Genomic DNA, 12257 nt, shown 5'->3' on the forward strand with positions numbered 1-12257 from the left:
TACTGCAGCCACCGCAGTCATCGGACGAACCGATAACCCATGCCGGGCTCGGTCATCAGGTGCACGGGGTGTGAGGGGTCGTCCTCGAGTTTGCGCCGCAGTGCGGTCAGATAGACGCGCAGGTAGTTGGTCTGGCTGACGTAGGTGGGACCCCAGACCGCCGTCAGGATCTCGCGTTGACTCACCAGGTTCGGCTCGGCGCGGACCAGCAACTCCAGGACGGCCCACTCGGTGGGCGTCAGTCGCACCGGGTTCCCGTTGCGCGTCACCCGGGTGCCTGCCAGGTCAACTTCGATGGCTCCGGCTCGGATCACCGGGGTCTCGGCGGGACCGGCCGCGGTGCTGCCGCGGCGGATGGCGGCGCGCAGGCGCGCCAGGAACTCCTCCATCCCGAACGGTTTGGTGACGTAGTCATCGGCGCCGGCGTCGAGCGCCTGCACCTTGTCTGCGGCGTCGGTGCGGGCCGACAGCACGATCACCGGCACGGACGTCCACCCTCGAAGGCCGTCGAGCACCGTGAAACCGTCCATGTCCGGGAGACCGAGGTCCAGGACGACGACGTCAGGCAGGTGCTTGCTCGCGGCCTCGAGCGCCTGCGCGCCGGTGGCCGCGGTGGTGACGTCGAAGCCGCGCGCACGGAGGTTGATGCGGAGCGCGCGCAGGAGTTGGGGTTCGTCGTCGACGACGAGGACGTGACCGTGTTCGGCCATCAGCGGTCTCCTTCCTCGCCGACGGGCATCTGCACCACCATGGTGGTCCCGCCGCCCGGTGTCTGCTCGGCGGTCAGGGTGCCGCCGATCGCGGTCACGAAACCGCTCGCCACCGACAACCCCAGGCCGACACCGGACGACCGCCGATGCTGATCACCGTATTGGTGGAACGCGACGAACACGCGGGCGCGTTCGTCGGCGGGGATGCCGGGGCCGTGGTCGATCACCCGGACACGGCAGCGCGGACCGGTCGGGTCGTCGCCCGGGACCAGGTCGGTGCGTACCTCTACCCCGCCACCGCCGTGGCGGAGTGCGTTGTCGATGAGGTTGGCCAGCGCCCGCTCCAGCAGGCCGGCGTCGGTGAGCGCCCAGTCGCACCCGATGTCGACGACGATGTCGGGACTCCCCTGCCCCGCGGCGGCTCCGGCCCGGTGAATCACCTCGGCGAGATAGGTCCGCGTGAGGTGCGGGCGCACCACGCCCGCCGCCAGTCGCGACGAGTCGAGCAGGTTGCCGACCAGCGACGACAGCTGGTCCACCGACTCCTCGACGGTCGCGAGCAGCTCCGCGGTGTCCTCCTCGTTGAACGTGACGTCGGGGCTCCGCAGGCTCGACGCCGCCGCCTTCGCCGCTGCGAGGGGTGTGCGGAGGTCGTGGCTGACGGCCGAGAGCAGGGCGCGGCGGAGTTCGTCGGTTCGCGCCAGTTCGTCGGCGACGGCCGCCTCGGCCTCCAGCCGGTCGCGTTCGACGGCGGCGGCCACCTGGCTCGCGACCGCGGCCAGGACGCGCTGGTCGGCAGCACCCACCTCCGGCCCGCGCAGCAGCAGTTCGTACTCGCCGCCCGCCGCGGGGCAGACGGTGTCGGCGCTCGCCGCGGTGTCCGGAGGTTGGTGTCCGACCGACGCCGCGACGGTCTCCCCGCGGTCGTCGCGCCGGGCGACGGCCACCGCCGTCTGCTGATAGGTCTCGCGGACCCGGTCCAAGAGCCCGGAGACCCCTGCGCCGTCGAGCACCGCGCTGGAGAACAGCGCAAGGAGTTCGGCATCACGGCCCGCGCGCTGCGCCTGGTGGCGGCGGACGGTCGCCGAATCCACCAGGGCCGCCACCGCGATCGCGATGATCAACATGACGACCAGGGTGATGACGTTGTCGGGCTCGGCGATGGTGAACGTGAATCGCGGCGGTGCGAAGAAGTAGTTCAGCAGCAGGCCCGAGGCGACTGCCGACAGGGCGGCGGGCACCATGCCGCCGAGCATGGCGACGGCCAACACGACGACGAAGAACAGGGCGGTCTGACTCGAGAAGCCGACGAGCGGGTCGATCACGCTGAGCACTCCGGTCAGCGCCAGCGGCAGCACCACCGCGAGGATCCAACTTCCGGGTCGGTGGAAGCGGGTCTGGCGGATGTCGAGGCGGCGGCGCACGGCGGCCTTCTCATGGGTCACCATGTGGACGTCGATCCGGCCGCTGTCGCGGATCACGACGGCGCCGACGCCCTCGTCGAACAGCCGCTGCCACCGCGACCGGCGCGACGTGCCGAGGACGAGCTGGGTGGCGTTCATCGCGCGGGCGAACTCCAGGAGCGTCTGCGGGACGTCGTCGCCGACCACCGAATAGACGCCCGCGCCGACGCCGGCCGCGAGACTCCGCAACGCGGTGAGGTCGACGGCGCCGCGGTCGGCGAGTCCGTCGCCGCGCACCACGTGCAGCACCAGCAGTTCGGCACTCGATCGCGACGCGATGCGGCTCGCCCGACGGATCAGGGCCGACGACTCGGGTCCGCCGGTCACCGCGACGACCACCCGTTCGCGGGCCTCCCAGGTGTCGGTGATCGCATTGGCGGCACGGTAGGCCGCGAGTTTGTCGTCGACGCGGTCGGCGAGCCACAGCAGCGCGAGTTCCCGAAGGGCGGTCAGATTGCCCTGCCGGAAGAAGTTGGCGAGGGCGTCGTCGATCCGCTCGGCGTCGTACACCTTGCCCTGTTCGAGTCGCTGTCGGAGGGCCCGCGGCTCGATGTCGACGAGCTCGATCTGATCGGCCGCCCGAACCACCTCGTCGGGAACGGTCTCCCGCTGGGTGATGCCGGTGATCTGCGCGACGACGTCGTTGAGGCTCTCCAGATGCTGGATGTTGACGGTCGACAGGACGTCGATCCCGGCATCCAGGAGGACGTCGATGTCCTGCCAGCGCTTGGCGTTCCGGAGCCCGGGCGCATTGCTGTGGGCGAGCTCATCGACCAGGACGACGGCCGGTCGCCGGGTCAAGATCGCGTCCAGGTCCATCTCGTGCAGGACGGTGCCGCGGTGCTCCACCGGTCGCCGGTCGATCACCTCCAGGCCGTCGATCAGCGCTGCCGTGGCCGCACGACCGTGCGTCTCGACGACACCGACCGCCACATCCACGCCGTCGTCGAGCAGAGTCCGGGCCTGCTCGAGCATCTCGTATGTCTTCCCGACGCCGGGCGCACAACCGAGGAACACCTCCAACTGGCCGCGCGGCGACTCGGTGTCAGGCATGTCGCCAATGTTAGCGGCATCCGGTGCCATCGAACGCCTTCGGCGCAGCCGCAGCGAGGTCGCGGTTCACCTGCTGGACGTTGACCCGCTCCTCCCCGAGAAAGCCCAACTGACGACCGTCCGTGTGCGCGGCGACGATCTCGCGGACCCGCTCCATCGGCAGCCCGGTGACGCGGGCGATGCGCGGCGTCTGCAGCGCGGCGTACGCGGGGCTGATGTCGGGATCGAGGCTCGATCCCGAGCCGGTGACGGCGTCGGCGGGGACCTGCGACGGCGCCACGTGCTCGCGCTGCGCGATCGTCGCGCGTCGTGCGTCGACGATCTTCACCAGTTCCGGACTGTTGGGGCCCAGGTTGCTCGCCCCGGAGGCCGACGGGTCGCCGGGCGCCATCGGGTCGTCGACGCCGCCGGCGACGCGGTTGTGCAGGAACGGGTCCGGGCGTCCGGCGGGGACGCGCTGGTCCACGCCGATCAGCGTCGACGTGGTGCAGCCCCGCGCATCGGTGACGAAGGAGCCCTCGGCGGCGGTCGCGTCGACGCGGGAGATTGCCCACACCGCGACGGGGTACAGCCCGCCGACCACGACGGTCAGGGCGATCAGCGCGAGGAGTGCCAAGACGCACTGTCGGGCGAATCCGGTGACGAAGTTCTTCATGATGTTCAGCCCATCCCCGGCAGCAGCCGGACCAGCAGGTCGATCAGCCAGATTCCGATGAACGGGGTCACGACGCCGCCGACCCCGAACAGCAGCAGATTGCGGCGCAGCAGGTCGGCGGCACTCGCTGCCCGGTAGCGGACGCCCTTCAGCGACAGCGGAATCAGCGCGATGATGATCAGCGCGTTGAAGACGACGGCGGAGACGATCGCCGACTGCGCCGAATGGAGCCGCATGATGTTGAGCGCGTCGAGCTGCGGGTACGTGGACGCGAACAGCGCGGGCAGGATCGCGAAGTACTTGGCGAGGTCGTTCGCCAGCGAGAACGTGGTCAGTGCCCCGCGGGTGATCAGCAGCTGCTTGCCGATCGCCACCACCTCGATGAGCTTGGTCGGGTCGGAGTCTAGGTCCACCATGTTGCCCGCCTCCTTGGCGGCCATGGTGCCGGTGTTCATCGCCAGGCCCACATCGGCCTGCGCCAGCGCGGGCGCGTCGTTGGTGCCGTCGCCGGTCATCGCGACCAGCCGCCCGCCGGACTGCTCGGCGCGGATCAGGTCCAGCTTGTCCTCGGGCGTGGCCTGCGCGATGAAGTCGTCGACGCCGGCCTGCGCGGCGATGGCCTTCGCGGTGAGCGGGTTGTCGCCGGTCACCATCACCGTGCGGATGCCCATCGCCCGTAATTGAGCGAACCGCTCGGCCATGCCCGGTTTGACGACGTCGGACAGTTCGATCACGCCGAGGACGTGTGCCCGCAGGCCCGTCTTGGTCGCGACCACCAGCGGGGTGCCGCCGCGGGTGGAGATCTCGTCGACGGTGCTGCGCACGTCGGCGTCGAGCCGTCCGCACCACTTCTCGACGGCGTCGGCGGCGCCCTTGCGGAAGCTGTGTCCGTCCGCGTCGACGCCGCTCATCCGGGTCTGCGCGGTGAACGGCACGACCGTCGCGCCGGAGTCGTCGCCGGTCGTCACCTGGTACTCGTCGCGGGCCAGGTCGACGATGCTGCGGCCCTCGGGCGTCTCGTCGGCGAGGCTGCAGCGGTGGGCGACGGCGGCGAGCTCAGTGGTCGATACCCCGTCGGCCGGGTGGAACGCGGTGGCGCGGCGGTTGCCGAAGGTGATGGTGCCGGTCTTGTCCATGAGGAGGGTGTCGATGTCGCCCGCGGCTTCGACGGCGCGACCGGACATGGCGAGCACGTTGCGCTGCACCAGGCGGTCCATGCCCGCGATGCCGATCGACGACAGCAGCGCGCCGATGGTGGTGGGGATCAGGCAGACGAGGAGGGCGATCAGCTTCACCGGATCGGGGGCCTGCCCCGCGAACCCCTGCATCGGGCCGATCGCGAGGACCGCGAGCAGGAAGACGATGGTGAGGGCCGTCAGCAGGATGTTCAGGGCGATCTCGTTGGGCGTCTTCTTGCGCGAGGCTCCCTCCACCAGCGCGATCATCCGGTCGACGAAGGTGCTGCCCGGTTCGGCGGTGATCCGCACGACGATCCGGTCGGAGAGGACCACGGTGCCACCGGTGACCGCCGAGCGGTCACCGCCCGACTCGCGGACGACGGGCGCGGATTCTCCGGTGATCGCGGACTCGTCGACGGTCGCGATGCCGTCGATCACGTCGCCGTCGCCCGCGATGGTCTCGCCGGCCTCGACGACGATCCGCATTCCGACGTGCAGGTCGGATCCGGGCGTCTCGACGATGGCGCCGTCGTCGGTGAGGACGCGGGCCACGGTGTCGCGCTTGACCTTGCGGAGGCTGGCGGCCTGCGCCTTGCCGCGGCCCTCGGCGACCGCTTCGGCGAGGCCCGCGAAGATCACCGTGAACCACAGCCACGCGACGATCAGCCACGCGAAGACCGAGCTCGACGCCGCGGCGAGGATCGTCGATGCGATGGCGCCGAGGTAGACGACGAACATGACGGGGTTCCGCGCCTGGTCGCGCGGCTTCAGTTTCCCGACGGCCTGCGGCAGCGAGGCGACGAGTTGTCGGGCGTCGAACGCGCCGCTGTGGACGAGTTCGGTGTCGCTCGGCGTGTGGGGAACGAGTGTTGCGGTCATCTAGAGTGCCTCCGCGATGGGTCCCAGCGCCATGGCCGGGAAGAAGGTGAGTCCGGCGACGAGGAGTGCGGTGCCGAGGAGCAGCGCGCCGAACAGGACGCCGCTGGTCGACAGTGCCGCGGCCCGCTGCTCACCGGTTTTGGGCTTCTGCCGGGCGAGCGATCCGGCGAGGGCGAGGACCAGCACGATCGGCACGATCCGGCCGAGGAGCATGGCGAGGCCGAGGGAGATCTGCAGCCAGTCGCTGGTGGCGGTGAGGCCTCCGAAGGCGCTGCCGTTGTTGTTGGCCGCCGACGCGAAGGCGTACATGACCTCGCTGAATCCGTGTGCGGCACTCCGGCTTCCGACGAGGCCGTCGTTACCGAGGGCGTCGCCGATGGAGCCGAGAAGGACCGTGATCGACGCTCCGGTCAGCACCAGGGCGGGCATCACGAGGACGTACAGCGCGGAGAGGGTGATCTCGCGGCGGCCGACCTTCTTGCCGAGGAACTCCGGTGAACGTCCCACCAGGAGCCCGCCGACGAAGACCGTGATGATCGCCAGCACTAGCAGGCCGTAGAGACCGGAGCCGACACCGCCGGGCGCAACCTCCCCGAGCAGCATGTTCCAGAGGAGGCCGCCGCCTCCCCCGGCGGAGAAGCTGTCGTGCGCGGAGTTCACCGCACCGGTCGAGGTGCCCGTGGTCGACACCGCGAACAGCGCGCTGCCGGGGATCCCGAAGCGCGTCTCCTTGCCCTCGAGCATCGCGCCGGCCGCCTGCGATGCGGCGCCGTCGGTGCGCGACTCCATCGTCCAGACCAGGGCCAGCATGCCGCCCCAGATCGTGGCCATCACGCCGAGGAGGGCGAGGCCCTGCCTGCGGTCGTGCACGAGGGTTCCGTACGTCCGCGTGAGGCTGACCGGGATGATCAGGATCGCGAGGACCGAGACCACGTTGGTCAGCGGCGTCGGGTTCGAGAACGGGTGCGCCGAGTTGGCACCGTAGGTGCCGCCGCCGTTGGTGCCGAGCAGTTTGATCGACTCCTGCGAGGCGAACGGCCCCAACGGGATTCGACTGCGCGTGCCGTCGAGCATGGTGATCGTCGCGCCGGTGTGCCACGACTGCACCGCACCCTGGAACACCAGGATCGCTGCGACGACCGCCGCGAGCGGCAGCAGGATGCGCACCGTTCCGCGGATGAGGTCCACCCAGAAGTTGCCGATCTCGCCGTTGCCCCGGTGGTTCGCGATGCCGCGGATCAGGGCGACGGCGACGGCCATTCCGACCGCCGCGGACAGGAAGTTCTGCACTGCGAGGCCGAGCATCTGGGTCAGGTTGCTGATGGTGGTCTCCGGCTCGTACGACTGCCAGTTGGTGTTGGCGACGAACGAGATCGCGGTGTTGAACGCGACGGCGGGCGACATGCCCGGCTTGCCGTCCGACCACGGGAGATGACCCTGCAGTCGTTGCAGCGCGTAGAGCGCCGCGAGGGAGACCGAGGTGAACGCGAGCGCGGACAGCCCGTAGCCGCGCGCGGTCTGGTTGCCACGCGGGTTCACCCCCAGCACGCGAAACACCAGGCGCTCGGGTGCTGCGTCGCGCGGCGTCGAGTAGACGCGCGCCATGTAGTCGCCGAGCGGTACGTACGCCGCGGCGAGGATGGCGAGAACGGATGCCAGCTGCAGAAGGCCGGCCGAAAGATCTGTCAACGCACCGGCCTTCAGAACTTGTCCGGGTACAGCAGTGCTGCCACCAGGTAACCGATGAGAGCGACCGCGGCCGCCACCAGCAGCACCGCTTCGGCGCCCGCCGCGGTCATCGCCGCGACCCCCGTTCGAGCACGTACAGCAGACCGGAGCAGATCGCCATCGCGATCACTCCGATCCCCACCATCAGCAGATCGGCCATCGTCCTCGCCCCATTCGTCGACGGCCCGTCGTTCGACGGGCTCGACTCTCACGCTCGCCCCGGAAGGCGGTGGGCGCCAGAGGCTTTAACGCGATCTATACGGCGCGACGGCGAATCTTGACGGCTCCCCTACGCGCTCCGCCGACTCAGCGTCCCCGCAGCCAGTGCCAGCGCGATCAGCGTGCATGCGGCGACGATCCCGATATCGCGCCACATCAGTGACGTCGCCGCCACGTTGGCGGCCACCTCCTGCAGCGCCTGCACCGCGTAGGTCAGCGGCATCACCGTCGACAGCGCCTGCATCCAGCCGGGCAGGTCTTCGCGCGCGACGAACAGGCCGCACAGGAACAGTTGCGGGATCACCACTATCGGCAGGAACTGCACGGCCTGGAACTCGGTTTGCGCGAAGGCGCTGCACAGCAGCCCCAGCCCCACGCCGAGCATCGCGTCGAGCATCGCGATGACGAAGACCCAGCCGATCGAGCCGGCGAGCTGCAGGTCCAGCAGCCAGTACGAGACGCCGACGGCCAGAACCGCCTGAATCGCGGCGAGGATCGAGAACGCGAGCCCGTAGCCGCCGAGGAGGTCGAGCCTGCCGAGCGGCGTCGTCAGCAGGCGTTCCAGGGTTCCGGACCGTCGTTCGCGGAGCATGGCGATCGACGTGATCAGGAACATGGTGGTGAACGGCAGGATGCCGAGCATCACGGTGCCGATGCGGTCGAACGGGTTCGGCGCGAACGGGCTGTGCGGCGCCTCCGAGAACATGAAGTACAGCAGCGTCATCAGGATCACCGGGATCCCGAGGATCAGTCCGACGGTCCGCGGGTCGGCGCGGAGCTGCCGCAGCACGCGCACGGCCGTGGCGAGGAGCAGTTTCGGGCGGATCGGACCGGTGCGGGTCGTCGTCTCGGTCGAGCCGGTCATGCCGTCGCCCCCTCGATGAGTGCCAGGAAGGCTCTTTCCAGGTTGGTCTCCCCGGTGCGCGCCCGCAGTTCCGACGGCGGCAACTGCGCCACCAGACCGCCGGCGCGCATCAGGATCAGTTCGTCGCAGTGCTCGGCCTCGTCCATCACGTGGCTCGACACCAGCAGGGTGACCCCGGCGTCGGTCAGCCGTTTGAAGCGCTGCCAGAGGTCCGCGCGAAGGACGGGGTCCAGGCCGACCGTCGGCTCGTCGAGGATCAGCAGCTGCGGACGCGTGACCAGCGCGCAGGCGATGGAGACCCGGTTCAACTGCCCGCCAGAGAGGTCGCCCGCCAAGTGGTCGACGTGGGAGCCGAGGTCCACTGCGTCGATCGCCTCGGCGATCCCGTTCTCCGCGCCGTAGATCTGCGCGAAGTAGCGGACGTTCTGTTCCACAGTGAGGTCGCCGTAGACCGACGCCGCCTGGGTCACGTAGCCGACGTCGCGGCGCAGGCTCGGAATTCCGGCCGGACGGTCGAGCACGTCGATCCGGCCCGACACGTTCTTCTGAGTTCCGACGATCGCGCGCATCAGCGTCGTCTTGCCGCATCCAGACGGGCCGAGCAGCCCCGTCACCGAACCTCGCGGCACCGAGACCGTGAGGTCGTCGACCGCTTGCACCTTCCCCCGCCGAACGCTGACGTTCTCGCATCTGATCGCCGCGGGCATGTCGCCTCGATTCATCGATGGTCGATAATTCATCGTGCGTTGAATTTAACGCCGACGGTTCCGCATCGTCAAGATCCGCGTCGATTCGATTTGCGCACCGTCACGACGGTCCGTTTTAGTGGGATGGTCGGTCTCACTCTAGGGAGTTCCTCGTGAAGCGTTTGGCAAAGTTCGCCACCGTCGCCGCAGCGTCCGCCGCTGTCGCCACCGTCGGTCTCGTCGCCGTCCCCGGCGACGCCGCCGCGGGCACCGTCGCCGCCTACACCCAGCCGTCATCGGGCGCCGTGTCGATCACGTCGGGCAACAACGAGATCAACGTGATGGTCATCAACCGCACCGACGCCGACAAGTGCACCGTCACCGCCACCCGCAAGGACGGCAAGACCGGCACCAAGACGCTGACCCGAACGGTGTCGCTGAACGTGCTGAACCAGCACACTGGCATCGCCAACTTCGGCGGCATGCTGAACAACACCACCTACACCGTCTCCGGCACCTGCGTCGGCCCGAAGCCCGCCCCGGCCGAGGAGAAGAAGGACGACTCGAAGACTGACGGCACCAAGACCGACACCGTCAAGAACGACGCGGCCGAGACCACCGAGACCGTCACCACCAACCTGCTCGGCGGCACCAACAAGGTGGCCGTGAAGGTCGACAACTCAGTGGTCCCGAAGTACGACCAGTGCCTCCAGATCGTCAAGGGCACCGCCTGGGAACTGGGCCTGCGCGGCAGCCCGCTGCAGTTCGTGATGGGCGTCGCGACGCAGTTCTGCCCGCGGTAGTCACCGCTCTCCGACCCACGACGGTCCGGTTCCCTTGCGGGAGCCGGACCGTTCGTCGTTCTCATGCTCCTCTCCGACCGCCGTTTCTCGGCATGTGGGACGCCGCCACGCCGGAGTCGCGACCTCGCCCTACGATGCGACGATGACCGACACCGCCACCAGCCGCATTCGGCTGCGCGATCGACTCTCCGCTGCCCTCCCGGACGGCCGAGTCATCGTCGACACCGACATCACGTCGTCGTACGCCCGCGATCAGGCGGTGTGGGCTCCCGCGGGCGTGCCGATCGCGGTCGTACGTCCGCGCAGCACTGCGGAAGTGCAGACGACCGTCAGGATCTGCATTGAGTCGGGCACCCCGATCGTCCCGCGCGGAGCCGGCACCGGCCTGTCCGGCGGAGCGAACGCCGTCGACGGCTGCGTCGTTCTGGCCATGGAGTCGATGGACGCCATTCAGGCGATCGATCCTCTCGAACGTCTGGCGATCGTGCAGCCGGGCGTCGTCAACGACCAGCTCCGTGCCGCGGTGGCGAAGAAGGGGCTCTGGTATCCGCCTGACCCGTCCAGCGCACCGTGGTCGACGATCGGCGGAAACGTCGCGACCAACGCCGGCGGCGTGTGCTGCGTCAAATACGGCGTCACCCGCGACTACGTCTTGGCGCTGGAGGTCGTGACCGGACTCGGCGATGTGGTCCAGCTCGGACGGCGCACCGCGAAGGGCGTGGCCGGCTACGACCTCGCCGGGCTCATGGTCGGCTCCGAAGGCACCCTCGGCATCGTCACCGGAGTCACCGTTCGGCTGCGACCGGCCCCCGACCACCAGCGCACGATCGCAGGCTATTTCGATTCCGTCGGCGACGCAGGCGACGCCGTCGAGGCCGTCGCCGCCGCAGGATTGACACCGTCGGCGCTCGAGTTGATGGATCGCCGATGCCTCGTCGCGGTCGACGAGTGGAAGGGCATGGGCCTCTCCGCCGACGCCGACGTCATCCTCCTCGGCCGCATCGACACTCCCGGATCCGTCGGCGACGACGAGGCCGCACGGATGAGCAGGTGCTTCACCGGTGCGGGTGCGACGTGGGCGGCTGTCTCCACCGACGAGGCCGAGGCCGAAGCGCTCTTCGCCGCACGTCGGCTCGCCTACCCCGCGCTCGAACGACTCGGTCCGGTCCTGACCGAGGACGTCTGCGTCCCGAAGGGCCGCGTCGCGGAGATGCTGCGTCGCATCGAGGCGATCGGCGTCGAGCACGACACCGTCATCGCCAACCTGGCACACGCCGGCGACGGGAACCTTCATCCCCTGTTGATCGTCGACGACGGCGACGCCGCCGCCGAGGACCGAGCACAACGGGCGTTCACCGCGATCATCGACGCCGCCGTCGAACTCGGCGGCACGGTGACCGGGGAGCACGGCGTCGGACTGCTGAAGCGCGACGGTCTCCACAAGGAGTTCGCCCCCGAAGTTCTCGCCATGCATCATGCGGTGAAGGCCGCCCTCGACCCGCACGGGATCCTGAATCCGGGGAAGGCGTTCTAGAGAGCCGAGTCCTGGACGCGCACCGAATCGCAGGTCAGAGCGCCGACTCCACATCCGTATGCACGAAGTCCGACCCCTTGTACAGCAGCGGCCGCCCCTCCGCCTTCGCCGCACCATAGGAGAGACAGTCCCCGAAGTTCAGCTTCGCAGGCGAACCGGATCCGCGCCCGTACCGCGCATGCCCGATCCGTGCCCACCGAAGGTGCTCGGCGTCGACAGTGATGACCTCGATGCGAAGGTCGCGCAGGAAGTCCTCGACCAGCTCCGGTCCCGCCGACGCAGCGACGATCGAGAGTTCCAGCACGCCGGCCGCCGACATGCCGAGACGCGGAGCAGCACCCATCGCCGCGATCATCGCTGCGGCCTCCGATTCGGCACGCAGTAGCGCAACTGCGGCCGAGGTGTCGATGATCATCGCGGCAACCCGGCCTCGTCGTATATCGTTCCGCGCAAAAGACTCCGAATTCCACAGCTTCTGCACGTC

Annotated in this window: 11 protein-coding genes; 2 read left to right on the plus strand and 9 right to left on the minus strand. The window is 69.3% G+C overall.

The window, feature by feature from the left end:
- Positions 1–17: 17 nt before the first annotated feature.
- The 8 genes from ACH46_RS18080 to ACH46_RS18110 form a co-directional block, all read right to left on the minus strand.
- The gene (locus ACH46_RS18080; RefSeq protein WP_062394160.1) at positions 18–710 is read right to left on the minus strand and encodes a response regulator; all 693 of its coding nucleotides are present in this window, start codon (positions 708–710) and stop codon (positions 18–20) included.
- A complete protein-coding gene (locus ACH46_RS18085) occupies positions 710–3226 on the minus strand; it encodes a sensor histidine kinase (RefSeq protein WP_062394161.1) in 2517 nt (838 codons plus the stop codon). The genes ACH46_RS18080 and ACH46_RS18085 overlap by 1 nt, the downstream gene beginning before the upstream one ends.
- Positions 3227–3236: 10 nt before the next feature.
- The gene (locus ACH46_RS18090; protein WP_062394162.1) at positions 3237–3881 is read right to left on the minus strand and encodes a potassium-transporting ATPase subunit C; all 645 of its coding nucleotides are present in this window, start codon (positions 3879–3881) and stop codon (positions 3237–3239) included.
- Positions 3882–3886: 5 nt separating this feature from the next.
- The gene (gene kdpB / locus ACH46_RS18095; protein WP_062394163.1) at positions 3887–5938 is read right to left on the minus strand and encodes a potassium-transporting ATPase subunit KdpB; all 2052 of its coding nucleotides are present in this window, start codon (positions 5936–5938) and stop codon (positions 3887–3889) included.
- Positions 5939–7627, minus strand: coding sequence for a potassium-transporting ATPase subunit KdpA (kdpA, locus tag ACH46_RS18100; protein WP_062394164.1), 1689 nt, complete (start codon positions 7625–7627; stop codon positions 5939–5941).
- A gap of 11 nt (positions 7628–7638) precedes the next feature.
- Entirely contained in the window at positions 7639–7737 is a 99-nt protein-coding gene (gene kdpF / locus ACH46_RS20925) for a K(+)-transporting ATPase subunit F (protein WP_082399790.1), read from the minus strand.
- 218 nt (positions 7738–7955) lie between these two features.
- Entirely contained in the window at positions 7956–8750 is a 795-nt protein-coding gene (locus ACH46_RS18105) for an ABC transporter permease (RefSeq protein WP_193392919.1), read from the minus strand.
- Positions 8747–9472 (minus strand): ABC transporter ATP-binding protein, encoded by a 726-nt coding sequence (locus ACH46_RS18110; RefSeq protein WP_226995672.1) that lies wholly within the window; start codon positions 9470–9472, stop codon positions 8747–8749. The genes ACH46_RS18105 and ACH46_RS18110 overlap by 4 nt, the downstream gene beginning before the upstream one ends.
- Positions 9473–9609: 137 nt before the next feature.
- On the opposite strand from ACH46_RS18110, the gene ACH46_RS18115 reads away from it, so the two are divergent.
- Together ACH46_RS18115 and ACH46_RS18120 are read left to right on the plus strand one after the other, a co-directional pair.
- A complete protein-coding gene (locus tag ACH46_RS18115; protein ID WP_062394166.1) occupies positions 9610–10239 on the plus strand; it encodes a hypothetical protein in 630 nt (209 codons plus the stop codon).
- Positions 10240–10381: 142 nt separating this feature from the next.
- The gene (locus tag ACH46_RS18120; protein ID WP_062395611.1) at positions 10382–11773 is read left to right on the plus strand and encodes an FAD-binding oxidoreductase; all 1392 of its coding nucleotides are present in this window, start codon (positions 10382–10384) and stop codon (positions 11771–11773) included.
- A gap of 34 nt (positions 11774–11807) precedes the next feature.
- Here the strand turns inward: ACH46_RS18120 and ACH46_RS18125 are convergent, their stop codons facing one another.
- On the minus strand, positions 11808–12188 hold the full coding sequence (locus ACH46_RS18125) for a type II toxin-antitoxin system VapC family toxin (protein WP_062394167.1): 381 nt from the start codon (positions 12186–12188) through the stop codon (positions 11808–11810).
- Between the last annotated feature and the right edge of the window lie 69 nt (positions 12189–12257).

It is taken from the genome of Gordonia phthalatica, from assembly GCF_001305675.1.
GTDB classification, from domain to species: Bacteria; Actinomycetota; Actinomycetes; order Mycobacteriales; family Mycobacteriaceae; genus Gordonia; species Gordonia phthalatica.